The following is a 24,700-nucleotide window of genomic DNA, read 5'->3' on the forward strand; positions in this document are numbered from 1 at the left end:
CAAGAACCCTTTGAGAGTGAGTCGACATGAGCGACGAGAAGACGCCGGTCTCGGCCCTGCGGGCGATCGCCCACCCGGTCCGGTTGCAGATGCTGTCCCTGCTGACCAGCACCGACATGAGTGCCGCCGAGGTGGCCCGTGAGATGGACCTGACCCATGCCAACGCCAGCTACCACCTGCGCGTCCTGGTCGACGCCGGCGAGATCGTGGTGGCCGGCGAGGAGAAGATCCGCGGCGGCATCGCCAAGCGCTATCGCCACCCGTGGCAGCACGAGGCCCGTCCCGACGGATCCGGTGTGGAACCCACCGAAGACGACCCGCAGATGTACATCCGGGCCGTCGCCGAGGAACTGGTACGCCGGTTCGGCCAGCGCAGGAGCGGCACCAGGACGTTGCTCTCGGACGCCGAGATGTGGGTCGAGCCCGAGGTGTGGGAGCAGGTGATGCAGCACGTCGAGGCAGCCTCGTCGCTGATGCACTCCGCGGCCCAGCCGCCGCGCACGCCCGGCACGCTGCACGCCAACCTCACGTCACTGGCCTTCCTGATGGAGGACAAGACCACGCAGGACACGACCGGGGAGGACGTGCGATGAGCTGGAGCGCCTCCTTCGCCCCCCTGCGCGAGACGAACTTCCGCTGGTACTTCGCGGCCCGCTTCATCAGCACCACCGGCTCGATGATGGCACCGATCGCGCTGGCCTTCGCCGTGCTCGACGTCAGCAACACCGCCAGCGCGCTGGGCCAGGTGCTGGCCGCACGCAGCATCCCGCTGGTGCTGTTCCTGCTGATCGGCGGGGTGATCGCCGACCGCATCGACCGGGCCCTGGTCATGCAGGTCTCCAACCTCGTCGCCGCACTGACGCAGGGCATCGTGGCCTGGCTGGTCATCTCCGGCAACGCCGAGCTGTGGCAGCTGATCGTGCTCGAGGCGATCAACGGCACCGTCGCGGCAGCCAGCTTCCCGGCGATGGCGAGCGTCGTACCCCAGCTCGTGCCACGCAACCAGCTCCAGCCGGCCAACGTGCTGCTCTCGATGACGCGCGGCGGCCTGGCCATCATCGGCCCGTCGATCGCCGCCCTGCTCGTGGTGACCGTCGGCTCGGGCTGGGCACTGGCCGTCGATGCACTGACCTGGCTGATCGCCTCACTGTGCCTGACCCGGCTGCACATCCCCCAGCGCGACCGCTCCGGCGACGCCGCACCGAACATGATCCGTGAGCTCAAGGAGGGCTGGTCGGTGTTCACCGGCCACACCTGGCTGTGGGTCATCGTGCTCGCCTTCGGCATCCTGAACGCGATCCACGCCGGCGCCTGGTTCACCCTCGGACCGGTCGTCGCCAAGGCCACGATCGGCGAGAAGGGCTGGGGCTACGCGGTCTCCGCCGAAGCCATCGGGCTCCTGCTGATGACCGTGGTCATGCTGCGCGTCTCGCTCAGGTTCCCCCTGCGCGCCGGCATGCTCGGCATGACCTGCTTCGCCGTACCGCTGCTGATGCTCGGGGTCGACCCGCACCTGCTCCCGCTGATTGGCGCGACGTTCATCGCAGGCGCCGGCATGGAGGTCTTCGGGATCGGCTGGAGCCTGGCCATGCAGGAGAACATCGACGAGGCTGTTCTTTCGCGCGCCTATTCGTACGACGCACTGGGCTCGTTCGTCGCGATGCCCCTGGGCCAGCTGGTCTACGGCCCACTCGGGAGCTGGTTCGGCTACCGCGACGTGCTAGTTTTCAGCGCGATCGTGTACGCCGCGGTGGCCTTGGTCACGTTGACCTCGAAGTCGGTGCGTGACCTGGAGCGGGTCCAGCTCGAGAAGGTCAGCTGACGATCTCGCAGGCCGGTCCGGTGACGCGTTCCACGGAGGTGCAGGTGTCCCTGCCCGGGCCCACGTAGGCCCGGTCACGACCGGCCCCGCCGCTGATCACGTCGTCGAGCGCACCGCCCTCGAGGACGTCATCACCCCCACCGCCGCGCGCGATCAGCCGCAGCGACCGTCCCGCCCGGAACCGCTCGGCCGCGGCGGTGCCGGTGACCGTCCATGAACCACGACTGAGCAGGAACGCCTGCACGTCGGTCACGTTGCGCACGGTGAAGGCGCCCTCGCCCACGAAGTTGCTCGCGCCGGTGGCCAGGTTCATCACCAGGCGGGTGTACGCCGGGTCGCCGGCACCCGGCTTCGTCCACTCGAAGGTCAGCAGGTTCTTCCCCGGCCCGCCGTCGACCTCCTGGCTGGTGCCGCGGGAGAAGACGTCCCAGATCTCGTCGTTGCCGGCTCCACCGAGGAGGCGGTCGACTCCGGCCCCGTGGTCGTCGAGGTAGTCGTTGCCGTCACCGCCGAGCAGCGTGTCGTGACCCTTGCTGCCCATCAGGGAGTCGTTGCCGCCCTGCCCGTCGAGGAGGTCACGATCGGCCCGCTGGAGCTGGTTGTAGGTGCCGTCACCGAGGGAGTCGTCGCCGGCGCCCGCGCGGATCACGTCGTCGCCCGATCCGCCCCAGATCTTGTCGTTCCGACCACTGCCCTGCACGACGTCGTCGTGCGGCGAGGCGAAGAACTCGAACCGTCCTGTCGTCGGCACCCGGTCACGCCCCTCGCCGGTGACCACGCCGGTGGCCAGGTTGGCCCGGATCGCGGTGGCCGAGGTGCTGTAGGTGATCCGCTTGTCGAGGTTGTACGTCGTGGACGTGCCGGGCTGGAGCACGTCGTCGCCGGGGCCGCCGCGCAGCACGTCGTTGGGCAGCGGGCCCTCGACGTCGTCGTAGTCGTCGATGACCGCACCCTGCCCGCCGTACAGCCTGTCGTTGCCGGCACCACCGTCGAGCCGGTCGGCGCCGACGTCGCCACAGATCACGTCGTCACCAGCGCCGCCGTTGATGACGTCGTGTCCGGCCAGGCCCACGATCACGTCCCGGTGCCGGGTGCCGTTGATCGTGTCGTTGCCGGGTGTGCCGACGATGGTGGCCCGCAGACCGTGGCAGGTGTGCGGCGCCGCCGTCGCCGGCGCGGCCAGGGGTACGACGAACGCGCCCGTGAGCGCCACGCCTCCGGCGATGCACATGCGCGTGGCCAGGTTGAGTCCCATGTTCGTTCCCCCGAGTCGTCCGGACGTGCGGCACCGACCGCGCCGGTGGCCCTACAGACATGGACGCAGCCCGGCACCGAAAGGTTGCCGGCCGGCTCGGGAAATCTCAGGAGGTCACGACGCGCACCACTTCGCGGCCAGCGTGGTCACCACGTTGTAGTTGCGGTTCGTGGCCACGCCCAGGTGCCTGGCCACGTTCATCGGGTCGACCGTGCCCTCCCGGTAGCCCTCCCCCATCAGCAGGTGGCAGGCCCGGCCGCGCACCACGGCGCGGTGCCCGTCGCGGGCCAGCCCGTCGATGGTCGCCATTGCGTCGGCGGTGAGCGGCTCCTTGAGCAGGTAGACGTAGTGGCGGCTCAGCTCGGGCGCGTGCAGCTCCTCGGCGTCGCGCCCGATCTGCGCGAACTCCGCGGTGGTGAACACCATGGTCGGCACCTCGAAGCCACGGTCGGCGAGGAACGCGTCCTCGAGGGCGACCTCGATCTTCGCGGTCGACCGCATCGCGGTCGTCAGCCTGACGTTGCCGGTGTTGATGTGCGTCTCCACGTCGGTGAAGCCGGCGCCCTCGACGGCAGCCTTGATGGCGTCCTTGGGGAACTTGCGGTTGGCACCCAGGTTGATCGCGCGCAGGAAGGCGACGTACGACGGCATGGCGTCGAGGTTAGCGACAGTCGCTACCCTGCGTGTCATGCCGGACGAGGTGGAGATCGGGTCGCCGCTGCGGCGTGCGTTCGCGCACAACGACTACGCCCGCGAGCGACCGCTGTTCGACGCCCTCGCCCACGGCTTCACGGCGATCGAGGTCGACGTGTTCCTCGAGGGCGGTCGGCTGCTGGTCGGCCACGGCACGAAGGACCTTCTCCCCGACCGCACCTTCGAGTCCCTCTACCTCGAACCGCTCGGGGCACTGGTCGAAGACCGCGGGCACGTCTGGCCGGACTGGCCGCTGACCCTGTTGATCGATGTCAAGAGCGAAGCACGGTCGTCGTACCTTGCGATCCACAATGCCTTGGCCCGCCGCGCTGACCTCTTCACCCAGCACCGCAACGACGGCCGCCTCAGCGGACCCGTCACGGTCGTGGTCAGCGGCCACACCGATCCGGTGCTGATGGCCTCGCAGCAGGTGCGCTACGCGACCCGCGACGGCAGGCCGGGAGACCTCGTCGACGGGCTGTCCGCGGTGACCACCACGATCAGCGCCAAGTTCGGCAAGCTCTTCGACTGGGACGGGCGCGGGCGCATCCCGTCCGGCGAACGGGAAGGCTTGCGGCGCGTGGTCAGCGAGATCCACCGGACCGGTCGCAGCGCCAGGTTCTGGGGCACCAACCAGCACATGTGGCCCGAATTGCTGTCCGCCGGGGTCGACCAGATCATCGCCGACGACCTCACCGCGCTGCGCGAGTTTCTCCTTGCCCATGACGGGGCATCACGACCCGCGTGAACCATCAGCCCCCGCCGTCGACCACCCGTTCCACCGTGCAGCGAATCGTCGCGCTCCCGTTCGTGCCGTTCGTGATGCTCTGGGACCTGCTCTGCTGGATCGGTCGCGGCATCGCCCGGGCGTTCGGCGCGCTGTTCGCGGCGATCGGCCGCTTCGTCTGGTGGCTGCTCTTCCCGGTCCGCTGGGCGTGTGCCCAACTGTGGCGCGGGTTGTGCGCTCTTGGCGGGGTGCTGGCCACAGGCCTGGGCTGGGTGTGGCGCCGGGTGCTGCGACCCGTGCTGCTCATCGTGCTGTTTCCGTTCGTGTGGATCGCGGACGCGGTCCTCGGCCTGATCGCCTGGCTGGGGCGCGGTGTCGCCGCGGGATGCCTCTGGGTCTGGCGACGGCTCCGTCCGGTGCTCACCATCGCGGCGGGCATGGCGGCGGCGTGCTGGCGATGGCTGGCCCGGGTGGCCGGCCACCTCTGGAGGGGCGTGACCCGGGTGGCCCTCGTCCTCTACTGGCCGTTCCGCCCGGTGGTGAAGGCCGTCGGCGTGGTCGCCCGTGCGGTGGGCCGCGCCGTGTCGCGCACGGCTGCCGCCTGTCGCGACTGGGCGCGCGGCGTGCGCTCGTGGATCTGGCAGTAGTCGGCAGACGTCAGTCGAGGTGCCGGAACTCCGCCCACAGGTCGCGCCACGGGGTGAGCGGTCCGGTGCAGATGGCGATCGGCTCGCCCTGCTCCTCGTTGTCGACGCCCTCGCCGCTGTCCAGACGCGCGACGACCTCGCACGACGTGAAGTGACGTTCGATCGACGCCAGTTGGGCGCCGACCATCACGATCGTGTCAGCATCGTCCGGCGGGCGTGCTACGTACCAGAGCTCGTTCTGGCCGCTGTACGGCGCGGGCAGGTCGGCGCCGAAACGGTCCACCGCCCCCACCTCGCCGTAGTTCGAGGTGATGATCGGCACGTCGCCGCCGCCGGCCTGTTCGTGCGCGCGGGCCACCTGCGCGACGTACTCGGGCCAGCCGACGGTGTCACCGACCAGCGGGCTGACGTCGGGGATCGGGGTGTCACCCACCGCATCCACCGGCACCAGGGGCAGGGCGAGCACCAGAGCCACCGCTGCGTTGAGGGCCACCCCGCCCGCCACGAGGGCCGTGCGGCCGCGGTGCCACACGGTCCAGTCGGCGACCGGCACACAGCCGGCGGCGAACATCACCGGCAGCAGCCCCATCAGGTAGTGCACCTGTGCGCCGCTGCCCCACGTGAAGGCGACCAGCACGACGAAGGCGACCGCCAGCCAGCGATGCTCGGGCCAGTCGGGACGCCGCACCAGCGACACGAACCCGGCCACCCAGATCGGCAGCAGGGGCACCCCGAGAAGCAAGGCCAGCATCAGCCAGACCTGGGTGCGCACCTCGTCGGCGTTGTTGTCGGCCAGCGCCTCGCCCATCGCGAGCTGCGGCCAGTCGTGGGTCGCCTGGAAGACCAGGTTGGGCGCGGCCACCAACAGTGCCAACCCGACTCCGCCCCACAGCTCGGGACGCCGCCACACCCGACGCGGCCCCACGAGCAGGAGGCCGAGCACCAGGCCGGCGGCGAGCACCACCACCAGCCAGCGGTTGTACGTCGACAGCCCGCCGAGCACACCGGTCACCAGCCACCAGCGCGGGGAACGCATGGCTCGCAGCACCGTCCACACCAGCGCGGGCCAGAGCAGGAGGTCGACGGTCGAGGTGACCAGCAGGTGCCCGATCATCAACGTGGCGGCGGCGAATCCGTAGCCCCACGCCGCAAGGGCCTGTGCCCGCCGGCTGCCGCCGAGCTCGCGCGTGATCGCGGCGATCACCAGCACCGAGGCGGCCACGCACACCGTCGCCGGAATGCGCAGCGCCCACTGCTGGTCGGCGATCAGGTCGCGGGTCAGCCGGGCCAGGAACGGGGTCAGTGGCGGCTGGTCGACGTACCCGGTGTCCGGAGGAAGCATCCGGAAGTACAACTCGTCGCGGTGATAGCCGTAGCCACCGCTGAACACGGACAACACGAGCGCGACGGCGCCCGCGGCGTACCAGTCCCCGCGCAGGCGCATGCCGATCACATTAGTGGGTATCGCCGGAGGTTCGTCGGGGGTGGCCCGTGCCCTGGGTGCGTGCATCGCAAGGCGGAGGAGCGATGGCGGGGCGGAGCCCCGTCGAGTCTCCGACAACGCCGCGAGGTGCGTGCACAGGGTGCGAGACACACGACGAACCTCCGGTGATGCCCATTAGGTCAGCAGGAAGGACGCCCGCCATGCCTTGCGGTTCGCGCCGCCGCCGACCATGCCCTGCTCCTCGAGGTAGGGCATGACCTTCTCGCCCATCCACGCGATCGTGGCGCGGTAGTTCGGGTTGCCCAACGCCGTACGCCGTCCGAGCTGCGGGTCGATGCCGACCGCCTTGTAGACGTCGGGGTGCACCAGCGAACGCATCATGATGAAGGCACCTTGCGCGGTGAGGGTCTGCGCCCAGAGGCGCTCGGCGCGCGACATCGTCGCCACCGACTTCTCCAGCTCCTCCCGGGCGAAGGTGACGTGGCGGGCCTCCTCGAGCACGTGGATGCGCGAGACCATGCGGACCAGGGGCTGGATGCGCTCGTCCTTCATCATGTCGCGCTGCCAGCGGTCGACCGGCTCCTCGCCGATCAGGATCGAGGCGTACGCCGCGGCGCCACGCGCGATCGGCGGGAAGACCCGCGCCAGCTTGTGGATGTGCGGCCTGGGCCCGTAGGCCGGGGCGCCGAATGTGCCGATCGCCTTGCCGAACATGGTGGAGTGGCGGCACTCGTCGGCGATCTCGGTCAGCGCGTAGTGCGTGCGGCCGGTGCGCGGGTCGCTGCGATAGACGTCGCGGAGCAGGATCTCCATCAGCAGGATCTCGAACCACAAGCCCACGCTGGCGATCGAGGCCACCTCGTGCTTGGTCAGCTCGATCTGCTGCTCCGGGGTCAGACCGTCCCACAGGTCGGTGCCGTAGAGGGAGGTGCGCTCGGGCTGCATCCAGTGCAGGCCGGGCACCGGCGGCGCGTCCCAGTCGATGTCGACCTCGGGGTCGTAGGACTGACGGGCCGACGACTTCAGGAGGCGGTCGGAGAGCGGATCCATGAGGGCCACGAGCGAGGTCCTTTCGACATTGGCACGACGTTTAACTGTAACTTCGAGTAACACTAAGGCTAGAGTGACTCACATGACCCGACCAGTCAAGGGATCCGCCGACGGCCGCACCACCCGATGGGACGCCCACCGAGACCAGCGACGTGCCGACTTCGTGGCAGCCGCAGTGGCCTCGATCGACCGACACGGGCCCGATGTGGGCATCGCCGCGATCGCCGAGGAGGCCGGGGTCAGCAAGCCCGTCCTCTACCGCTACTTCTCCGACAAGGCCGAGCTGCACGCCGAGGTCGGCAGCTGGGCGGCCCAGCAGGTGCTCGACCGGATCGTCCCGGCGCTCCTCACCGACGCCCCGATCCGCGACAAGGTGGCGCGCGGCGTCGACGGCTACCTGTCCACGATCGCCGAGCACCCGCAGGTGTTCCTGCTCCTCGTGCGCCACCGCAGCGACGGCAACGACCCCCTGGCCGACGGCAAGCAGCGCATCGCCACGACCTTCGCGCGGATCCTCGGCGACACCCTGCGCCACCTCGGCGTCGACGCGGCGGGCGCCGAGCCGTGGTCGCACGGACTGGTCGGCCTCGGACTCAGCACCGGCGAGTGGTGGCTGACTCGCGAGACGATGTCGCGCGAAGCCGTCGCGCGCTACCTGACCGCCTTCGTGTGGCATGCGTTCGAGGGCATCTCCCAGGAGTACGGCGTCCCGCTCACCGCACTCGACACACCCTCGAAGAGGCCGACCCCGATCACGAAGGGACGACGCACATGACGGTCCGCGAACACGACCCCTACGAGCTCGACGAGTGGTCCGGGGCCGCGACGGTGATCACCGAGGAGACCGAGATCCCGGTCGAGGTCACGCTGCGCGGATCGTTCCAGCCCATCGACGGCCACTTCCACTGGTACGGACGGATCGCTCCCAACGTCGCACTGTCAGAGACCTGCCGCGGCGGAGCGAACGTGGCAGTCCGCGCGGGCGATCTCACCGCCCCGGCCCGCCTCAGTGACGTCGATCCCTGGGGCAGGTTCCGCGTCACCGGCACCGGTCGGCCGCCCTTCCCGGCCGCCACCTCGCCCGCCGGCTGAGGAAGTCACTCCACGACGGCCGGATCAGGCTCTCTGGATTTACATAGGCTTCCTATGCAATAATGGATGCATGGCACAACCACCTGACCCGCTCGCCCTGGCCGGCGACCTCGTCACGTACGCCGCCCGCGTCCTGCGCGCCTCGCGCCAGAACATCCACGAGACACCCGCCGCCGGCATGCGCGTGCTGTCCCTCATCGACGAGCACGGGCCGTCGGGCATCAGCGCCCTCGCGGCGTACGACCGCACCTCGCAACCCACGATGTCCGGCGCCGTCGCCGGCCTCGTCGAGCGCGCCTGGGTCGAGAAGACCGTCGACCCGACCGACGCCCGCGCGTCACTCGTGCACCTCACCGATGCCGGGCGCACGGCGCTGGCCGTCGTACGACGCCGCAACGCCGAGGCCGTGGCCTCGGCCATCGACGCACATCCCACCCTGACCACCGAGGATCTCGCCACGGCCGTCGCCGTGCTGCGCGGAGTCCTCGAAGGCACGTCCCCGAAAGGCACGCAGTGACCACCGCACCACCGACCGACCACTCCCCCGCTCCCACCTTCCGCGACACGTTCCGGCAGCCCCGGGCCGTGTGGGCGGTGGCCTTCGCCTGTGTCATCACGTTCATGGGCATCGGCCTGGTCGACCCGATCCTCAAGCCGATCGCCGACGAGCTCGGGGCAACCCCGAGCGAGACCTCGCTGCTGTTCACCAGCTACATGGCGGTGATGGGCGTCGCGATGCTCATCACCGGCGTCATCTCCTCGCGCATCGGCGCCAAGCGGACGCTGCTCAGTGGCCTCCTGCTGATCATCGTGTTCGCCGGCCTGGCCGGCATGTCCGACTCGATCGGCGCCATCGTCGGGTTCCGCGCCGGCTGGGGGCTGGGCAACGCACTCTTCGTGGCCACCGCCCTCTCGACGATCGTGGTGGCCTCGGCCGGCACGGCCGGGCAGGCGGTCATCTTCTTCGAGGCCGCACTCGGACTGGGCATCGCGGTCGGACCGATCGTCGGCGGACAGCTCGGCTCGATCTCGTGGCGGGCGCCGTTCTTCGGCGTCTCCGTGCTCATGCTGATCGCGCTGATCGCCACCGCGTTCCTGCTGCCGCCGACGCCGCCCTCGCCACGCAAGACCTCGCTCGCCGACCCGTTCAAGGCGCTGCGCCACCCCGGCCTGCTGACCATCGCGTTGACCGCGCTCTTCTACAACATGGGCTTCTTCACGCTGCTCGCCTTCGCACCGTTCCCGCTCGACATGACCGCCTCGCAGGTCGGCTGGATCTTCTTCGGCTGGGGCCTGTTCCTGGCCGTCGCCTCGGTGTGGACCGCCCCCGCGTTGCAACGCCGCTTCGGCACGGTGCCGACCATCCTGGTCGCCCTCGCGCTCTTCGCGGCCGACCTCGCCGTGATGGCGCTGTTCACGGAATCGAAGACGGTCCTGGTGGTCGGCATCATCGTCGCCGGCGCGTTCCTGGGCATCAACAACACCCTCATCACCGAGGCGGTCATGGGCGCTGCTCCGGTCGAGCGGCCTGTCGCCTCCTCGGCGTACAGCTTCGTGCGCTTCTCCGGCGGAGCGGTCGCACCGTGGGCCGCCGGTCGTCTCGGCGAGGAGATCAACGCCAGTGCGCCGTTCTGGATGGGTGCGGGCGTCGTCGTGATCGGCTTCATCATCATGGCCGTCGGCAGCAAGCACCTCCGCGTGCACCACGAAGCGCCGTCCGCCCACTCCTCCGAGGAGGCCGAGGCGGTGCTGGTCGGCGACATCGACTGACCACGTCGTACGACGAACCGGCTGGGGCTGTGGATAACTTCTGCAGCCCCGGCCGGTTCCGTTCTAGCGTCCCTGCATGACTCAGATCTCGGCTGAACCCTCCACGCGCTATGTCATCGCGGCAATGTCGACCCGCTTCTGGCTCTACGTCCTCGACAGCCTGTTGCTGGTGCCGGTGAACCTGCTCCTGCTGTTCGCCACAGTCCTCCTGCCGACCCCGGTGGCACTGGCCGTCAGTTTCCTGGCGGTGCCGCTGTGGTTCGCCCTCTGGTGGCGGGGGCTCTCCGCCACCCCGGCAAAGATGCTGTGCCGACTCTCGATCCAACCAGCCCTGGGGCCGGGCAGGCTGACCTGGTCAGTGATCCTGCGTCGGCTCGCCGCGCAAACGGGCGTCCCCTACGTGATCAGCACGGTGGCACTGCTCCCCGCGTCAGCGGAGGAGCTGGAGAGCGGGTCAGGCTGGCTGCTCCTGGCCGTCGTGGCCAGCTGGAGCTGGATCCTCGTCGACTGCCTGTGGGCACTGGGCAATCCCCAACGCCAAGCCCTGCACGACAAGTTCGCCGGCACGGTCGTGGTCGAGCGGATCAGGCGGTGAGCGGCGCGATCCCGCGGCGCAGCGCCCGCCGGTGCCATGCCCAACACACCACGCCGAGCACCACGAAGACGAAGGAGGTGAGAGCGAAGCCCAGCGCCGTGCCGCCGACGTACGGCGTGACGGCGACGGCCACCACCGCGTTGAAGACCAAGGTCACGAACGTGGCGCCCGACATCACGGCGCCGCGTCGGGTCGGCAGCAGGTCGAGCATCATCAACTGCACGATCGGGTAACCCAGGCCGTTGCCGAACGCCACAGCGGCCAGGCCGACCACGGCCCACGGCAGCTCGGAGCCCAGGCTGGTCAGTGAGACCAGCACGCCGACTGCGGCACCGACGAGGGCGATCCCGAAACCCACCGTCACCAGTTGCACGGGCTCGATGATCCCCGCCGTACGACCGCTGACCCACGAGCCGGCGACCATCGCGCCGATCATCGGCACGAAGAGCTTCCAGAAGTCCAGCTCACCCTGGCCGAGCACGTCGACCACGAAGATCGCGGCGCCGCCGATGTAGAGGAACTGCGCCCCGAAGACGAAGGTCCCGGCCCAGGCGACGCGGTGGAATGACGGCTGGCGCACGACCTCGCCGATGCCGCGCAGGATCTCCCCGACCCGCAAGGGCACACGCGCGGAGGGCGGGTGCGTCTCGGGCAGCACGAAGAGGGTCGCCGCGATCAGCACCAGGCCGAGCACGCCCATGAACCAGAAGACGAGGTGCCACGGACCGAGCTGGAGCAGGGCTCCCCCGACGATCGGCGCGATCGCGGGAGCAAGTCCGAAGATCATCGCCACGCGACTCATCAGCCTCTGCGCCTGCGGCCCCTCGAACACGTCGCGGATGACCGTGCGGCTCACGATCGTCGAGCCACCGGCCGAGAGCCCCTGCACAGCGCGCCCGACCAGCAGCCACCCGAGCGAGGGGGCCAACGCACAGCCGACGGACGCGACGACGTACACGCTGACCGAGCCGATGATCACCGGCCTGCGGCCGACCGCGTCCGAGAGGGGGCCGTGGAAGATGCTCATCGCCGCGAACGACAGCATGTAGACGGTGACCACCAGCTGCAGCTGGTCAGGCCCGACCTCGAACTCGTCGCGCATCTGGTCGAACGCCGGGAAAGGCGTGTCGATGCTGAACGGGCCGATCATGCTGAGCATCGCCAGCACGATCGGCAGCGCGACCAGGACCCTCGCGGAGCGGGGATCGAGGGCTGGCGTCACCCGTGGAGTATCCCCGAGCCCACTCGGGCGCACAGGATCAGGGGTGCCGCGCGACCTACTGCACGCGCTCATTGATCGGTCACCGGGCACTTCCCATCACAACGTGGTGGATCACCCGCACCTGGTGCGTGTGATCCACCACGTTGTGGCCACCCCCGAGTCAGAGGTTGCCGCGGGCGTCCTGCTCGCGCTCGATGGCCTCGAACAGCGCCTTGAAGTTGCCCTTGCCGAAGCCCAGCGAGCCGTGGCGCTCGATGAATTCGTAGAACACCGTGGGGCGGTCGCCCATCGGCTTGGTGAAGATCTGGAGCAGGTAGCCGTCCTCGTCGCGGTCGACCAGGATCTTGCGCTTCTTCAGCTCCTCGATCGGCACCCGCACCTCGCCGATCCGGCTGCGCAGCTCGGGGTCGTCGTAGTAGGAGTCAGGGGTGTCGAGGAACTGGATGCCGTTGTCGCGCAGGATGTCGACGCTGCGCAGGATGTCGTTGGTGGCCAGCGCGATGTGCTGGCAGCCGGCGCCGTCGTAGAACTCGAGGTACTCGTCGATCTGCGACTTCTTCTTCGCGATCGCGGGCTCGTTGAGCGGGAACTTCACCCGGTGGTTGCCGCTTGCCACGACCTTCGACATCAGCGCCGAGTAGTCGGTGGCGATGTCGTCACCGATGAACTCGGCCATGTTCGTGAAGCCCAGCACCTTGTTGTAGAACGTCACCCACTCGTCCATGTGGCCGATCTCGACGTTGCCCACACAGTGGTCGATGGCCTGGAAGAGCCGCTTCGGGTGGCCCTCACGACGGGCCACGGTGGTGGAGCGCGCCACATAGCCGGGGAGGTACGGGCCGTCGTACTTCGAGCGGTCGATCAGCGTGTGCCGGGTCTCGCCGTATGTCGCGATCGCGGCGAGGCGCACGGTGCCGTGCTCGTCGGTCTCGTCGTGCGGCTCGACCAGGACCGTGGCGCCCTGGGCGCGCGCGTGCTCGATGCACTTGTCGACGTCGGTGACCTCGATGGCCAGGTCGACCACACCGTCGCCGTGCTTGCGGTGGTGCTCGAGCACCGGGCTGCCCGGCGTGACGCCGCCGGTGAACACGAAGCGGGCCGAGCCGGAGCGAAGCACGTAGGACTTCGAGTCGCGGCAGCCGTTCTCGGGACCGCGGTAGGCCTCGAGCTCCATGCCCAGTGCGAGCTGGTAGAAGGTCGCGGTCTGGGTGGCGTTGCCGACCACGAAGCACACGGCGTCCTGGGCCACCACGGGGAACGGGTCGCTCGACGCGTCGTACTCGACGAGACCCACCAGCTGCTTGAGCTGGTCGAGGGTGAGGTCGGCCTTGAGTTCGTCGGCGGTCAGCGCGCCGCCCGTGGAAGCAGTCGTAGTCATGGGTTCAGCCTGTCCACGAGCGACAAGATGTGCAACAGTACGTCGAAACACTGTGCATGTTGTCCAGAAGGAGCGTAGCGATGGACGATCTCGATGCCACATTGATCGATCTCTTCGCCCGGGAGCCGCGGGTCGGCGTACTCGAGGCCTCTCGCCGGCTCGGCGTCGCGCGCGGAACCGTGCAGGCGCGACTCGACAAATTGGCCTCGAGCGGGGTGGTCACCGGCTGGGGGCCGGACCTCGACCCGGGGGCGCTCGGCTACCCGGTGACCGCGTTCCTGACCCTCGAGATCCGCCAGGACAACATCGACCTCGGCGGCCACGACAGCGTGGCCCGCAAGCTGGAGCAGATCGCGGAGGTGCTGGAGGCGTACACGATCACCGGGGCCGGCGACATGTGGGTGCGCGTGGTGGCGCGCTCCAACGCAGACCTCCAGCGGGTCATCGACCGAGTGCTGGCCGACCCCGCGATCGTCCGCTCCACCACGGTCATCGCCCTGGCCGAGCAGATCCCCTTCCGCGTCCTCCCCCTCACCCGAACCGTGGATTCTTGATGCGCGAACCGTGGATCATTGATGTCCGAGCCGTGGATCCTTGCGCTGGGCCATCAAGAACCCACGGTTCGAGGCGCAAGAACCCACGGTTGGCGCATCAAGAACCCACGGTTGGCGCTGGTCAGGCGAGGCGGGTGGCGACCTCGGCAGCGGCAGCGGCGACCCGCGGGCCGACCTTCTCGACGTCGAGGGCGCCCAGGGTGACGATGCCGACCGAGGCCTCGAGACCGTCGACACCGCGGACGGCGGCGGCGATGCCCTTGGCGCCGGCCTGCAGCTCCCCCGCCGTGACGGCGTAGCGCGGCGCCGCGGTCTCGCGGCCGAGCAGGATCGCCTTGCCGGCGGCGCCCTGGGAGAGCGGGTGGCGCGCACCGACCCGGTAGGCGACGTGGAAGTCGGTCCACGACGGTTCCACCACGGCCAGGGCCAGCGCCTCCTCGCCGTCGGCGACGGTCAGGTGGGCCGTGCAGCCCGTGCTCTCGGCGAGCTCACGCAGCACCGGGACACTGATGTCGCGCAGCACCGGCTGCACTGCCGAGGCGAGGTGCAGTACGCCGAGCCCGACGTGCAGCCGGCCGCGCGCGTCACGGCGGACCAGCGCGTGCTGCTCGAGGGTGGCCACCAACCGGTAGACCACGGTGCGGTTGACCTCGAGCCTGGCAGCGAGCTCGGTGACGGTGAGTCCCGCCTGGTTCTGCGAGAGGACCCGGAGCACGTGGAGGCCACGATCGAGGGTCTGGGAAGTCTCGGTGGCCATGCGCTGAGCCTAGCCGTGCACGACCGTGGAGTGCACGGCGTGGCGAGGCGCGTCGAGCAGCCGCGCGGCTGAGGAACGAAGCCGCGACCGGCGTGTCGAGACACGAGTCCACGCCATCAGGACGACTTGCGGACGGCCCACTCGCGCAACGTGTCGATCCTCTTGTGCAAGAGGTCGGCCGTCGCGACGGCCGCAGCCGGTCCGCCGGTCTCCTTGCGCAGTGCCGCATGCGTGACGCCGTGCGGCTGACCGGTGCGGTGGAACCACGCGGCCACGAGCCCGTTGAGCTCGCGGCGCAGGATCGCCAGCTGCTCGTGCGTCGAGACCTGGGCGATGCTGTCGCCCTCGGCCGGCTTCGGCTTCTTCGTCTTCGCGGCCCGCTCGGACTGCCGGGTGCGCAGCAGGTCGCGCACCTGATCGGGCTCGAGCAGCCCCGGGATGCCGAGGAAGTCCATCTCCTCCTCGGAGCCGACGCTGACCTCGCCCTCATGGCCGAACTCACCGCCGTCGTAGAGCACCCGGTCGAAGGTGGCCTGCGAGCCGAGCGCCTCCCACGGGCCGAGCGCCTCGTCACCCGAGGCCGACTCGGCGGCGTTGGCCTGGTTCATCAGGTCTTCCTCGGCGGCGAACATGTCGTCCTCGTCGGTGACCTTGCGGCCCAGCACGTGGTCGCGCTCGACCTCCATCTCGGAGGCGTGCACCAGCAGGTTGGGCGCCGAGGGCAGGAACACCGAGGCGGTCTCACCGCGGCGGCGGGCACGCACGAAGCGGCCGACGGCCTGGGCGAAGAACAGCGGGGTGGAGATCATCGTCGCGTAGACGCCGACCGCCAGGCGCGGCACGTCGACACCTTCGGAGACCATCCGCACCGCGACCATCCAGCGGTCCTCGGAGTCGGTGAACGTGGAGATCTTCTTCGACGCCGCCTTCTCGTCGGAGAGTACGACGGTCGGCGCCTCGCCGCTGATCGCCTTGAGCAGCTTGGCGTAGGCGCGGGCGGAGTCCTGGTCGTTGGCGATCACGAGGCCGCCGGCGTCGGGCACGTGGCGGCGTACCTCCGAGAGCCGCCGGTCGGCGGCCTGGAGCACCGAGGGCATCCAGGACCCCTGCGGGTCGAGCGCGGTGCGCAGCGCCTGGGCGTTCTGGTCCTTGGTGAGCGGCTCGCCCAGCCGGGCGGAGATCTCGTCGCCCGCGCGGGTGCGCCACTGCATCTCGCCGGAGTAGGCCATGAACAGCACCGGCCGGACGACGTGGTCGGCCAGCGCCTGCCCGTAGCCGTAGGTGTAGTCGGCCACCGACACCATCGCGCCCGGGCCCAGCTCGGGAGCGGGCACGTAGGTGACGAACGGGATCGGGTTCGTGTCGGACCGGAACGGCGTACCGGTCAGGGCCAAGCGGCGGTGCGCCGGCTCGAACGCCTCGCGTACGCCGTCACCCCACGAGAGCGCGTCCCCGGCGTGGTGCACCTCGTCGAGGATGACCAGTGTCTTGAACCGTTCGGTGCGGATCCGGTGGGCCAGCGGGTTCACCGCGACACCGGCGTAGGTCAGCGCGATGCCGACGTAGTCCTGGGAGGTCTTGCCCTGACCGGCCGAGTAGTTCGGGTCGATCGGGATGCCGGCCCGCGCGGCCGCCTCGGCCCACTGGGTCTTGAGGTGCTCGGTCGGCGCGATGATCGTGATCCGGTCGATGACGCGTCGGCCCAACAGCTCGGCGGCCACGGTCAGCGCGAACGTGGTCTTGCCGGCGCCGGGCGTGGCCACTGCGAGGAAGTCACGTGGAGAGGCCGAGAAGTACTTCTCGAGTGCCGCCGACTGCCAGGCACGCAGCGACTGGGCGGTCCCCCATGCGGCACGCTCCGGCCAGGCCGGAGTCAGTGCTGCGGGTGGGACGGCCTCGGGGGGCCGTCCCGTCACTCGGAATCCCCGCCGTGGGGCAGGCTCTCCCAGATCTCCTTGCACTCGGGGCAGACCGGGAACTTCTCCGGCGACCGGCTGGGCACCCAGGTCTTGCCGCACAGCGCGGTGACCGGCGTGCCCATGACCATGGCCTCCATGACCTTGTCCTTCGGCGCATAGTGCGAGAACCGCTCGTGGTCACCCTCGTCGGTCGGGACCGTGCGACGGTCCTCGAGAACGTCTGTCTGGCTGAATCCGATCGGGTTGCTCACGCCCACCACTGTAGATCAGAACTCAGTTCATCAAGGGGTCGACCGGACGTGTTGAGACCCACGCCATGGCTCCGGGTTGTCGTCGCAGCACGTCGCGGCGCAGGGTCGTGGTGTCCTCCCGGAACAGGTCGGAGGCCAGCGCCGGCACGACGTACCAGCTGCCCTCGGCGATCTCGGCCTCGAGCTGGGAGGCGCCCCAACCGGCGTACCCGGCAAAGACCCTGAGCTCGGCCACGCCGCCCTCGATGAGCTCCACCGGCGAGTCGAGGTCGATCAGGCCGATGTCGGCGAAGGACCCGCGGAACCCGACGGGCTCGTCGTCGGCATCGGCGAGCTGGGCGACGGCAAGTGCGCCGTCGGCACCGACCGGCCCGCCCGAGAAGAGGACGCCGGGATCGCTCGCCACGTCGGCCCAGGGAGAGAGGACGTCGCCGATCATCACCATGGACGGCCGGTTGAGTACGACGCCCAATGCGCCGTCGCCATCGGCGTCGATGAGCAGCACCACGGAGTCGGCGAAGTTCGGGTCGAGCAGCTCGGGGCTGGCCACCAGCAACATTCCGGCTCTCGGGTCCATGCCCCCAATGTAGACAAGCCGAAATGAAGACAGGCCCCGGGCCGACGCGGGGAAGGAGGGAGATGCGGAAGGGAGGTCCGCGGGTGCGTCGACACCGGGGTCTGTCTGTCAGGGGGCGGCCGTCAGGCCGCGAGCGCCGCCCTGATCCGGTCCAGGAAACGGACGTTCCCGGGAGTCGGGTCGGGTTCGGGCAGCTGGTAGCCGTCGCGGGCGGCGGCCTCGATCGCGGCACCCACGCGGGCGCCGTGCTCGTCCACCTCCAGGGCGGAGACGCGTCCGGCCATCACGGCGAGGAGCTGACGCTCCTTGGCGGCGGCCTTGGCCATCGCCTGCGACATCGCCGTGTCGACCGGCTCGGAGCGGTAGTGGTCCTGGATCTCGCGGATCCCGGGCAGTTCGTCGGCCGTGGCACGCCAGGCGGCGATCACGGCTGCCTCGAGGTCCATCGGCTGGTTGGATAGCTCGCGCTCGATCTTGCCGCTCAGGCGGCTCGACCAGCGGAGCTGGAGTGCGCCCAGCAGGTCGAGCTCGTCACGGAAGGTCTCGGCAACGCCCGGCAGGTCCATCGGGAGGACACCGTCGCGGCGCACACGTACTTCGTCGAACACACGGTGGAGGACGTCCCCACGGTGGTGAAAGGCTTCCCAGGTCATGGTCAAGCTCCTTTCGTTTTCACGTACCGGCGGTACGTACCAAGAGTATGTAACCGACCTTCGGCACGCAAACCGACCACGCCGTGACCTCGGCCACAGGGTCCCGGTCGCGCCGCCCTATGCTGAGCAGATGAGCAAGTCCGCAGCGAAGCGTCTGATCCCGAGCCTCCCGACCCTTCCGGACCTGCCCGGCGCCACCCGGCGCCAGCAGTACTCCTCCAGCACCAAGCGGGCCCTGGTCGAGGCGGCCAGCGAGCTGTTCACCGAGCACGGGTACGGCGGCACGTCCCTGGACGCCATCGTGGCCGAGGCCAAGGTCACCAAGGGCGCGCTCTACCACCACTACAGCGGAAAGCAGGCGGTCTTCGAGGCGGTCTTCGAGCGCATCGAGGCGGAGGCCGCGGCCAGCATCTCCAAGGCGGTCAAGGGCGTGAAGGACCCGTGGGAGAAGGCCGCGGAGGGCCTGCGCGCGTTCCTCTCGGTGGTCCAGGACCCGACGTACCGCCGGGTGGTGATCCAGGAGGGACCCGCCATCCTGGGCTACGAGCGCTTCCGCGAGCAGGAGGAGCGCTCGTCGTTCGCGATCGTGCTCGACGTGGTCAACAACGTGCTCTCGGCAGGCCCCTGGGACCTCGAGCAGCCGATGATCGACACCTTCAGCCGCATCTTCTTCGGCGCCCTGAGCAGCGCCGGCGAAGGCGTCGCGGCCGCCGAGGACCCCGAGGAGGCCAGTGCCCGGGTCGAGGCCGCGATCGGGTTCATGCTGATGGGCCTGCGCTCCCTGGTCGACCAGGGCGTCGAGTTCGTCGACCCGGTCACCGGAAGCAGCAGCGCCCTGGCGGAGTGACCCCCGAAGGGGCCGCTCGACCAGGGCGCCGAAAGGCTGTGCCTACTTGAAGGTGACGTTGCCACCATCGGTCGGGACCAGCTCGATCCAGACGTGACCGGCGGGAATCTTCAGGTCGCCCGCCTTCGTCTTCAGGGTCAGCGCGCTCTCGGCCTTGTTCTTGCTCCACGTGCCGCGCACGGCCTTGCCCTTGTGGAACACGACCGCCTCGCCCTTGCCGTGGAACTTGGTCTCGGGCACGAAGTTGCCTGCCGGGTCGGTGTAGCCGGCGTCGCCGACCTGCACCTTGAGCACGAGCACGGTGTCGGCCAGGAACTCGTCACCGTCGGCGGCGTTGGTGTTCTGGTTGTGGTACTTGCCGCCCTCGAACGCCCAGTTCGTGGTGTGGCCGGCGGAGAACGACGCGGCGACCGACGTGGCGGGCTGACCCTTGGGCAGGTCCTTCTCCTCGCCCCACGGCAGGTAGTCGTCGGGCCGCTTCTCCTCGCCCTTCGACCCTTCCTTGGCGAGCTTGGCCAGGTCGACGAACAGGTTGTACGGCGCGGAGCGCCCGGAGTCGCGGTAGAAACCGGTGGCACCCTCCTGGTGGAACTTGATGCCCGCCTGGGTGATCCGGCTGATGGTGACACCGGCCGCACCGCTGGTCACCATCTCGCCGTCGACCGGCGACACGATGCCGATGTCGGAGGCACGCATCGAGCGCACCGGGCCGACGTTGTCGGGGACCTTGGAGTAGAAGAACGACGCCAGGCGCGTGCTGCCGCCCTCGACCAGCTCCTCCACGACCATGTCGGCCGAACCGAGCCCGATCTGGGGCGCACTGCTGCCGGTGTTGTCGATCTTGACGACGTAGACCGGGTGCTTCTTGCTCGAGGACGCGTCACCCGAGACCTTCTCGCCGGTGAGCGGCCAGGTGCTCTCGAGGACCTCGGCATTGGCGGTGCCCTTCGGATCCTTGGCGTCCTTGTCGTCCTTGTCATCTCCTCCGCAGGCGGTGAGCGTGAGGCTCAGCGCCAGGGCGGCAGCAAGGCCGGTAGTCAGGGAGGGGTGGACACGGCGCACGAAATTCTCCGATCGTCTACAACATTGATTCAGTTTCAAAGTGTGAGGGCGCGGCTCCCGGATTCCGGGGAGGCGCGCCCTCGTGGAACTCAGGTGTCCCTGATCACCGGCCACGCAGGGTGCCGGCGTAGAACGAGGTGGTCCACGCGAGCTCGCGACGGACCCGGGTGCCGCTTCGCGGTGCGCTCAGGATGATGACCTTGCCGTCCTTGCGCCCCACGAAGACCGCAGCATGGTAGACCCGGCCACCGTCGTGGAAGAACACGAAGTCGCCGCGGCGCAGGTACCGCTTGGCGATGTGGCGGACGAAGGCGTACTGCGCGCTCGACGTACGCGGCATGCCCGCGAAGCCGGCCTTGCGGTAGCTGTAGTAGAGCAGCCCGGAGCAGTCGAACGCCCCTGGCCCGGCGGCGCCGTAGCGGTAGGGGTCGCCGATCTGGTTGGTGGCGACGTTGTAGCCGATCTGCACGCGCTCGGCGCGGGTCAGTGACGCTGCCTCGGCGCTCGGAGCGTCGGCCATGGTGCCGGCCACCAGCATCGACAGGGTCATCAGCGGCAGCACCAGGAGTGCGCGCAGTCGGGCGGTCGTGCGCGGTCTGCGCACGCTGAAGAGGGCAGGCATGGAGGGTTTCCTTTCCCACGCCTGTGAGGTGAGCTGTCGGGTTGGGACTGGAAAGTGTCCTGCCATCGCATGATGACTTCACCCCGAGCGGGACGGCCTCTCGACCGACCTCGCGTGGAACCTGTGGGTCCCCCACTCCTGCCCCTGTTTCCGGGTCACGGGACGCTCCCTGAACGGGGCAGGACTCGGCGTTGTCCGGGAGCGGTGTGTGAAGTTGTGCGCCTTGAGGGTAAGCGCCACCGCCCCCGGAAGTCCCCGAAATGTGACAAACCCCCAAGTCAGCCCAGTTTGGCGCCGCCGTCGACGTACAGCGTCTGGCCGGTGATGTACGACGCCTCGTCGCTGGCCAGGAACGCGGCCGCGGCGGCGATGTCCTCGGGGAACCCGACCCGGCGCACCGGGTTCTGCTCGGCAGCGGCGGCCCGGAAGTCCTCGACGCTCATCTTGACCCGCGCGGCGGTGGCGTCGGTCATCTCGGTGGCGATGAAGCCGGGGGCGATGGCGTTGGCGTTGATGCCGAACGGGCCGAGCTCGATGCCCAAGGTGCGGGTGAAGCCCTGCACGCCCATCTTGGCCGCCGAGTAGTTCGCCTGGCCCCTGTTGCCGAGCGCGGAGACGCTCGAGAGGTTCACGATCTTGCCGTACTTCTGCTCCACGAAGTGCTTCTGCGCGGCCTTGGTCATCAGGAACGCACCCTTGAGGTGGACGCCCATGACCAGGTCCCAGTCCTGCTCGGTCATCTTGAACAGCAGGTTGTCACGGGTGATGCCGGCATTGTTGACCAGGATGTGGATGCCGCCGAGCTCGGTGACGACCCGCTCGACCGCTGCCTCGACGGACTCGGCGTTGCTGACGTCGGCACCGATGCCGACGGACTTCACGCCCTCGCCGAGCTTGCCGGCCGCCTCGCTCGCGGCGGCCTCGTCGAGGTCGATGATGGCGACCGCGGCGCCCTCTGCGGCGAACCGCTTCGCGGTGGCGAATCCGATGCCGCGTGCGGCCCCGGTGACCACTGCCACCCGTCCGTCAAACCGACCCATGCCCACTCCTGTGACTAGTCAATGCGTGATGCCCGACCGGCCGGAACTGGCGGTCGAGGTTGCCGGGACCACCTTAGGACAGGGCCTCGCGCAGCCTCTCGGCGTACTCCCCCGGCTCGTCGTCGGCGTACTTCGTGCGCGGCCAGAAGAAGCCGCGCAGGCCGTCACCCTTGGTGCGGGGTACGACGTGGAGGTGCAGGTGCGGCACGGACTGCGAGACCACGTTGTTGATCGCGACGAAACTGCCCTGGGCACCGAGTCCTTCGACGACCGCGGTGGCCAGCCGCTGTCCGGCCTCGAGGAACGGGGCGCGCAACCGGGCCGGCAGGTCGGGCAGGGTCACGACGTGCTCCTTCGGCACCAGCAGCATGTGGCCCTTGAACACCGGCCGCTGGTCGAGGAAGGCGAGCAGGTCGCTGGTCTCGAGCACGACCTCGGCAGGGGTCTCCCCCGCCACGATCGCGCAGAAGACGCAGCTCACCGCCTGCGGCCCACGCCGCCCTCGAGCAGGCCGAGGACGATCAGCGCCACCACGCAGGCGGCGACGAAGCCCCACACGTCGAGGTGGTTCCAGTCCTCGCCCCGCAGGACGTTGGCGCCGACTCCGCCGACGACGGCACCCGCGACACCCACCGGAACGGTCAGCATGACCTGGGGGTCACGGATGCCACCGGCCAACGTGCGGGCGAGCACTCCGAGGATGAGCCCAGCAAGCAGGAACGCGATCATGGCAGGAATCTAGTGCCACAAAAGCCTCAAATCAGTGACATTCGCCCACACAACGCGGAGCAATCCGGCCCGACGAGGAGTAGGCGTCGAAGTGCTGGGTGTCGTCATTGCCGTAGGTCCAGCGCAGGTTGTGGCGGCGCATGAGCTGGACGACGGGGTGGGTCGAGCTGCGCCACGAGACCCGCGGGTGCGGGTGGTACTGCCACCACGAGTTCGGCACCAGCCCGGTGCGCGAACGGTAGGGGTTTTCCCAGGTGTTGACGTCGACGGCGGTGCCGTAGGAGTGCGGGGAGCGCACCCCCGGGTTGTTGACCACGCTGCGGCAGTTGAACGCCGAGGTGTTGCCGGCCGCCATGGACTTGTGGTCGTCGCCGCCACGCACGGCGTCACTCCAGCCGAACCGGTCCACGCGGTACATCGCCCGGATCGGGTGCTTTCCGTCGTACATCTCCTTGAACGCCGCCCCGACGTTGCCGGCCACGCGCGCGTTCACGACGATCTCGCCGCGCCGGCGGTAGCCGTCGTACGCCCAGTAGTTGACGCGGATCAGCCGCAGGCTGGACCGCCCGACCGGGCAGCCGGAGTGCCACGTGACGCCGACCATCTGGCGCCACACGGCGTCGGGGATGGTGCTGATCGTGACCGCGGCGCCCGCGCGGGTGGCCCGTGGCTGGGCCGGGAGCTTGATCCGGGGGTACGGCGCGCCGGCGGGCATCGTGAACGGGACGCCGGGCGGCCGGTTGTCGACCTTGCGGGTGCCGCTGATCGCACCCTTCACCCACGAACGGGTGATCCCGACCGCGCGCCAGGCGCTGTCGGTGCGGACCTTGAAGTTCCAGGCGCCCCTGCCTTCGGCGTTGGTGATGACGGTCTTGCGGGCCACCCAGCGGGTGCCGACCTTCTGCTGGATGCGGACCGAACCGCGGATCGGTACGCCGCCGGGCGTGCGCCACAGCACCTTGAAGGCGGCGTACGTCTCGTCCACCACCCGCAACGGAGCGGAGAAGCCCATCCGGCTGTCCCGGCGCAGCAACGTGATGGTGCGGGCAGCCGAGGCGGAGGCGGCGTACGTCGCGTCACCGGCGTAGCGGGCCCGGAAGACGTTGTCGGCGACGGTGCGGCTCATCGTCGCCGGCACGGTGACGTGGCCGTCGGCACCTGTCACGGCGTTCGCGACCGGCTGCCACACCCCGCCGATCCGGCGATCGACGGTGACCGCTCCGGTCTCGACCGGAGCGCCGCCGGTGGCCTTGACCGCCACGTCGAGCGCGACGGTCTGGCCCTCGTAACGGGCCGGCCCGGCGAGGGTGGTCGTGGTGGCGACCAGGGCGGCCTCGTCCGCGGAGGCCATGGCCGGCAGCGAGAACAGTCCGACGACCATCCCGAGCAGGACGACGATTCTGGCGATGCGCATGGATCTCCCCGTGTCAGGCGAAGCCGAGTGTGATGGGCCCGACCATTGTGGACGACCCCTCACTGCTCCAGACGTAACTCGACGGCGATGCGTTGCGTCGATGGGGAAAAGAAATGCACAACGTGGTGGATCACGGGCACTGGGTGCCTGCGATCCACCACGTTGTGGGTGTCAAGAGGTGAACGGTGGAGCTGGCGGGAATCGAACCCGCGTCCTCGAGCGCCGAACCAGGTCTTCTCCGGGTGCAGTCCGTGTTGTCGCTTTTCTCGGCCCCGGCGCTCGCACAGACACGTCGCCGACAGGCCCAGTCACGGAAAAGTCCCGATCAACCGCCATGACACGGATTGATCAGCAAGCCTTCTAGATGAGGTCAGGCTCCGGGACGAAGGCAGATGCCCGGTCTGACCCTTCGATCACTGCTCAGGCAGCGAGAGCGAAGTCGTTGCGGTTTGAGTTGGCAACTATGGTTTTCCAGCGATCGTTTACGAGATGACGCTGGCTTCTCGACCCGCTTCCCCTGGAACTAACGTCCCAAGTCGAAACCGATCAGCCCCTCTTGAGTTGTACTACCCACAACCAT

Annotated in this window: 28 protein-coding genes, 1 other RNA gene and 1 riboswitch; of the genes, 11 read left to right on the forward strand and 18 right to left on the reverse strand. The window is 69.3% G+C overall.

What is annotated here, in order from left to right; genetic code table 11:
• Positions 1 to 26: 26 nt before the first annotated feature.
• Both ASH02_RS05615 and ASH02_RS05620 read left to right on the forward strand, forming a co-directional pair.
• On the forward strand, positions 27 to 593 hold the full coding sequence (locus ASH02_RS05615) for an ArsR/SmtB family transcription factor (protein ID WP_082563460.1): 567 nt from the start codon (positions 27 to 29) through the stop codon (positions 591 to 593).
• Positions 590 to 1,822, forward strand: a complete 1,233-nt coding sequence (locus ASH02_RS05620) for an MFS transporter (protein ID WP_056675389.1) — start codon at positions 590 to 592, stop codon at positions 1,820 to 1,822. Before ASH02_RS05615 ends, ASH02_RS05620 begins: the two co-directional genes overlap by 4 nt.
• On the opposite strand, the gene ASH02_RS05625 is transcribed toward ASH02_RS05620, so the two are convergent.
• Positions 1,815 to 3,077, reverse strand: coding sequence for a calcium-binding protein (locus ASH02_RS05625; RefSeq protein ID WP_056675386.1), 1,263 nt, complete (start codon positions 3,075 to 3,077; stop codon positions 1,815 to 1,817). The two genes, ASH02_RS05620 and ASH02_RS05625, sit on opposite strands and share 8 nt — an antisense overlap.
• 114 nt (positions 3,078 to 3,191) lie before the next feature.
• Entirely contained in the window at positions 3,192 to 3,728 is a 537-nt protein-coding gene (locus ASH02_RS05630) for a DUF1697 domain-containing protein (RefSeq protein WP_056675382.1), read from the reverse strand.
• Between the two features lie 37 nt (positions 3,729 to 3,765).
• Between ASH02_RS05630 and ASH02_RS05635 the strand changes: the two genes are divergently transcribed.
• The gene (locus ASH02_RS05635; RefSeq protein ID WP_056675379.1) at positions 3,766 to 4,518 is read left to right on the forward strand and encodes a hypothetical protein; all 753 of its coding nucleotides are present in this window, start codon (positions 3,766 to 3,768) and stop codon (positions 4,516 to 4,518) included.
• A complete protein-coding gene (locus tag ASH02_RS05640; protein WP_056675376.1) occupies positions 4,515 to 5,144 on the forward strand; it encodes a hypothetical protein in 630 nt (209 codons plus the stop codon). Before ASH02_RS05635 ends, ASH02_RS05640 begins: the two co-directional genes overlap by 4 nt.
• A gap of 10 nt (positions 5,145 to 5,154) precedes the next feature.
• On the opposite strand, the gene ASH02_RS05645 is transcribed toward ASH02_RS05640, so the two are convergent.
• A complete protein-coding gene (locus ASH02_RS05645; protein ID WP_056675374.1) occupies positions 5,155 to 6,588 on the reverse strand; it encodes a glycosyltransferase family 39 protein in 1,434 nt (477 codons plus the stop codon).
• A 174-nt stretch (positions 6,589 to 6,762) separates the two neighbouring features.
• Complete coding sequence (locus tag ASH02_RS05650; protein WP_056679020.1) at positions 6,763 to 7,638, reverse strand: AurF N-oxygenase family protein; 876 nt, start codon at positions 7,636 to 7,638, stop codon at positions 6,763 to 6,765.
• Positions 7,639 to 7,720: 82 nt separating this feature from the next.
• Between ASH02_RS05650 and ASH02_RS05655 the strand changes: the two genes are divergently transcribed.
• The 5 genes from ASH02_RS05655 (at position 7,721) to ASH02_RS05675 (ending at position 11,095) form a co-directional block, all read left to right on the forward strand.
• Positions 7,721 to 8,413, forward strand: coding sequence for a TetR/AcrR family transcriptional regulator (locus ASH02_RS05655; RefSeq protein WP_056675369.1), 693 nt, complete (start codon positions 7,721 to 7,723; stop codon positions 8,411 to 8,413).
• Positions 8,410 to 8,730 carry a DUF4873 domain-containing protein gene (locus ASH02_RS05660; protein WP_056675366.1) on the forward strand — a complete coding sequence of 107 codons (321 nt, stop codon included), beginning with the start codon at positions 8,410 to 8,412 and terminating at the stop codon, positions 8,728 to 8,730. The genes ASH02_RS05655 and ASH02_RS05660 overlap by 4 nt, the downstream gene beginning before the upstream one ends.
• Before the next feature lie 70 nt (positions 8,731 to 8,800).
• Positions 8,801 to 9,247 (forward strand): MarR family winged helix-turn-helix transcriptional regulator, encoded by a 447-nt coding sequence (locus ASH02_RS05665; protein WP_056675363.1) that lies wholly within the window; start codon positions 8,801 to 8,803, stop codon positions 9,245 to 9,247.
• Positions 9,244 to 10,500, forward strand: a complete 1,257-nt coding sequence (locus ASH02_RS05670) for an MFS transporter (RefSeq protein WP_082563457.1) — start codon at positions 9,244 to 9,246, stop codon at positions 10,498 to 10,500. Before ASH02_RS05665 ends, ASH02_RS05670 begins: the two co-directional genes overlap by 4 nt.
• A gap of 76 nt (positions 10,501 to 10,576) precedes the next feature.
• On the forward strand, positions 10,577 to 11,095 hold the full coding sequence (locus ASH02_RS05675; protein WP_082563456.1) for an RDD family protein: 519 nt from the start codon (positions 10,577 to 10,579) through the stop codon (positions 11,093 to 11,095).
• On the opposite strand, the gene ASH02_RS05680 is transcribed toward ASH02_RS05675, so the two are convergent.
• Both ASH02_RS05680 and hppD read right to left on the reverse strand, forming a co-directional pair.
• Positions 11,085 to 12,317, reverse strand: coding sequence for a multidrug effflux MFS transporter (locus ASH02_RS05680; RefSeq protein WP_200950141.1), 1,233 nt, complete (start codon positions 12,315 to 12,317; stop codon positions 11,085 to 11,087). The two genes, ASH02_RS05675 and ASH02_RS05680, sit on opposite strands and share 11 nt — an antisense overlap.
• Positions 12,318 to 12,477: 160 nt before the next feature.
• Positions 12,478 to 13,695, reverse strand: coding sequence for a 4-hydroxyphenylpyruvate dioxygenase (gene hppD, locus ASH02_RS05685; protein WP_056675357.1), 1,218 nt, complete (start codon positions 13,693 to 13,695; stop codon positions 12,478 to 12,480).
• Positions 13,696 to 13,775: 80 nt separating this feature from the next.
• Between hppD and ASH02_RS05690 the strand changes: the two genes are divergently transcribed.
• Positions 13,776 to 14,249 (forward strand): Lrp/AsnC family transcriptional regulator, encoded by a 474-nt coding sequence (locus ASH02_RS05690; RefSeq protein WP_200951058.1) that lies wholly within the window; start codon positions 13,776 to 13,778, stop codon positions 14,247 to 14,249.
• Positions 14,250 to 14,370: 121 nt separating this feature from the next.
• Here ASH02_RS05690 and ASH02_RS05695 read toward each other — a convergent pair whose 3' ends face one another.
• From ASH02_RS05695 to ASH02_RS05715, 5 genes are all read right to left on the reverse strand, one after another.
• Positions 14,371 to 15,006, reverse strand: coding sequence for an IclR family transcriptional regulator (locus tag ASH02_RS05695; protein ID WP_056675351.1), 636 nt, complete (start codon positions 15,004 to 15,006; stop codon positions 14,371 to 14,373).
• A gap of 116 nt (positions 15,007 to 15,122) precedes the next feature.
• Positions 15,123 to 16,922 (reverse strand): DEAD/DEAH box helicase, encoded by a 1,800-nt coding sequence (locus tag ASH02_RS05700; protein ID WP_056675350.1) that lies wholly within the window; start codon positions 16,920 to 16,922, stop codon positions 15,123 to 15,125.
• Entirely contained in the window at positions 16,919 to 17,164 is a 246-nt protein-coding gene (locus ASH02_RS05705; RefSeq protein ID WP_056679010.1) for a DUF3039 domain-containing protein, read from the reverse strand. Before ASH02_RS05705 ends, ASH02_RS05700 begins: the two co-directional genes overlap by 4 nt.
• 34 nt (positions 17,165 to 17,198) lie before the next feature.
• Positions 17,199 to 17,753 (reverse strand): YqgE/AlgH family protein, encoded by a 555-nt coding sequence (locus ASH02_RS05710; RefSeq protein ID WP_056675347.1) that lies wholly within the window; start codon positions 17,751 to 17,753, stop codon positions 17,199 to 17,201.
• A 122-nt stretch (positions 17,754 to 17,875) separates the two neighbouring features.
• Complete coding sequence (locus ASH02_RS05715; protein ID WP_056675343.1) at positions 17,876 to 18,406, reverse strand: hypothetical protein; 531 nt, start codon at positions 18,404 to 18,406, stop codon at positions 17,876 to 17,878.
• Between the two features lie 130 nt (positions 18,407 to 18,536).
• On the opposite strand from ASH02_RS05715, the gene ASH02_RS05720 reads away from it, so the two are divergent.
• Entirely contained in the window at positions 18,537 to 19,253 is a 717-nt protein-coding gene (locus tag ASH02_RS05720; protein ID WP_056675341.1) for a TetR/AcrR family transcriptional regulator, read from the forward strand.
• Positions 19,254 to 19,295: 42 nt separating this feature from the next.
• Here ASH02_RS05720 and ASH02_RS05725 read toward each other — a convergent pair whose 3' ends face one another.
• The 7 genes from ASH02_RS05725 to ssrA all read right to left on the reverse strand — a co-directional run bounded on the left by ASH02_RS05725 (position 19,296) and on the right by ssrA (position 24,674).
• On the reverse strand, positions 19,296 to 20,315 hold the full coding sequence (locus ASH02_RS05725; RefSeq protein ID WP_056675337.1) for a DUF3048 domain-containing protein: 1,020 nt from the start codon (positions 20,313 to 20,315) through the stop codon (positions 19,296 to 19,298).
• A 103-nt stretch (positions 20,316 to 20,418) separates the two neighbouring features.
• On the reverse strand, positions 20,419 to 20,937 hold the full coding sequence (locus ASH02_RS05730; RefSeq protein ID WP_056675334.1) for a C40 family peptidase: 519 nt from the start codon (positions 20,935 to 20,937) through the stop codon (positions 20,419 to 20,421).
• 3 nt (positions 20,938 to 20,940) lie between these two features.
• Positions 20,941 to 21,110: riboswitch (cyclic di-AMP (ydaO/yuaA leader) on the reverse strand.
• Between the two features lie 105 nt (positions 21,111 to 21,215).
• Positions 21,216 to 21,977, reverse strand: a complete 762-nt coding sequence (locus ASH02_RS05735) for an SDR family NAD(P)-dependent oxidoreductase (protein ID WP_056675330.1) — start codon at positions 21,975 to 21,977, stop codon at positions 21,216 to 21,218.
• A gap of 73 nt (positions 21,978 to 22,050) precedes the next feature.
• Entirely contained in the window at positions 22,051 to 22,458 is a 408-nt protein-coding gene (locus ASH02_RS05740; RefSeq protein ID WP_056675327.1) for an HIT family protein, read from the reverse strand.
• Positions 22,455 to 22,706 (reverse strand): hypothetical protein, encoded by a 252-nt coding sequence (locus ASH02_RS05745; protein WP_056675324.1) that lies wholly within the window; start codon positions 22,704 to 22,706, stop codon positions 22,455 to 22,457. The genes ASH02_RS05740 and ASH02_RS05745 overlap by 4 nt, the downstream gene beginning before the upstream one ends.
• A gap of 31 nt (positions 22,707 to 22,737) precedes the next feature.
• Positions 22,738 to 24,120 (reverse strand): M15 family metallopeptidase, encoded by a 1,383-nt coding sequence (locus ASH02_RS05750; RefSeq protein ID WP_056675321.1) that lies wholly within the window; start codon positions 24,118 to 24,120, stop codon positions 22,738 to 22,740.
• Between the two features lie 183 nt (positions 24,121 to 24,303).
• Positions 24,304 to 24,674, reverse strand: a transfer-messenger RNA (tmRNA) gene (gene ssrA, locus ASH02_RS25535).
• Positions 24,675 to 24,700: the final 26 nt, after the last annotated feature.

Origin of the sequence: Nocardioides sp. Soil796 (genome assembly GCF_001429525.1) — a bacterium.
Taxonomy (GTDB): Bacteria; Actinomycetota; Actinomycetes; order Propionibacteriales; family Nocardioidaceae; genus Nocardioides.

Coding starts and splice junctions, on each gene's coding strand:
- ASH02_RS05615 (WP_082563460.1), top strand. CDS start 27: ATGAGCGACGAGAAGACGCCGGTCTCGGCCCTGCGGGCGATCGCCCAC.
- ASH02_RS05620 (WP_056675389.1), top strand. CDS start 590: ATGAGCTGGAGCGCCTCCTTCGCCCCCCTGCGCGAGACGAACTTCCGC.
- ASH02_RS05625 (WP_056675386.1), bottom strand. CDS start 3,077: ATGGGACTCAACCTGGCCACGCGCATGTGCATCGCCGGAGGCGTGGCG.
- ASH02_RS05630 (WP_056675382.1), bottom strand. CDS start 3,728: ATGCCGTCGTACGTCGCCTTCCTGCGCGCGATCAACCTGGGTGCCAAC.
- ASH02_RS05635 (WP_056675379.1), top strand. CDS start 3,766: ATGCCGGACGAGGTGGAGATCGGGTCGCCGCTGCGGCGTGCGTTCGCG.
- ASH02_RS05645 (WP_056675374.1), bottom strand. CDS start 6,588: ATGCGCCTGCGCGGGGACTGGTACGCCGCGGGCGCCGTCGCGCTCGTG.
- ASH02_RS05650 (WP_056679020.1), bottom strand. CDS start 7,638: ATGGATCCGCTCTCCGACCGCCTCCTGAAGTCGTCGGCCCGTCAGTCC.
- ASH02_RS05655 (WP_056675369.1), top strand. CDS start 7,721: ATGACCCGACCAGTCAAGGGATCCGCCGACGGCCGCACCACCCGATGG.
- ASH02_RS05660 (WP_056675366.1), top strand. CDS start 8,410: ATGACGGTCCGCGAACACGACCCCTACGAGCTCGACGAGTGGTCCGGG.
- ASH02_RS05665 (WP_056675363.1), top strand. CDS start 8,801: ATGGCACAACCACCTGACCCGCTCGCCCTGGCCGGCGACCTCGTCACG.
- ASH02_RS05675 (WP_082563456.1), top strand. CDS start 10,577: ATGACTCAGATCTCGGCTGAACCCTCCACGCGCTATGTCATCGCGGCA.
- hppD (WP_056675357.1), bottom strand. CDS start 13,695: ATGACTACGACTGCTTCCACGGGCGGCGCGCTGACCGCCGACGAACTC.
- ASH02_RS05690 (WP_200951058.1), top strand. CDS start 13,776: ATGGACGATCTCGATGCCACATTGATCGATCTCTTCGCCCGGGAGCCG.
- ASH02_RS05695 (WP_056675351.1), bottom strand. CDS start 15,006: ATGGCCACCGAGACTTCCCAGACCCTCGATCGTGGCCTCCACGTGCTC.
- ASH02_RS05710 (WP_056675347.1), bottom strand. CDS start 17,753: ATGGACCCGAGAGCCGGAATGTTGCTGGTGGCCAGCCCCGAGCTGCTC.
- ASH02_RS05715 (WP_056675343.1), bottom strand. CDS start 18,406: ATGACCTGGGAAGCCTTTCACCACCGTGGGGACGTCCTCCACCGTGTG.
- ASH02_RS05720 (WP_056675341.1), top strand. CDS start 18,537: ATGAGCAAGTCCGCAGCGAAGCGTCTGATCCCGAGCCTCCCGACCCTT.
- ASH02_RS05730 (WP_056675334.1), bottom strand. CDS start 20,937: ATGCCTGCCCTCTTCAGCGTGCGCAGACCGCGCACGACCGCCCGACTG.
- ASH02_RS05735 (WP_056675330.1), bottom strand. CDS start 21,977: ATGGGTCGGTTTGACGGACGGGTGGCAGTGGTCACCGGGGCCGCACGC.
- ASH02_RS05745 (WP_056675324.1), bottom strand. CDS start 22,706: ATGATCGCGTTCCTGCTTGCTGGGCTCATCCTCGGAGTGCTCGCCCGC.
- ASH02_RS05750 (WP_056675321.1), bottom strand. CDS start 24,120: ATGCGCATCGCCAGAATCGTCGTCCTGCTCGGGATGGTCGTCGGACTG.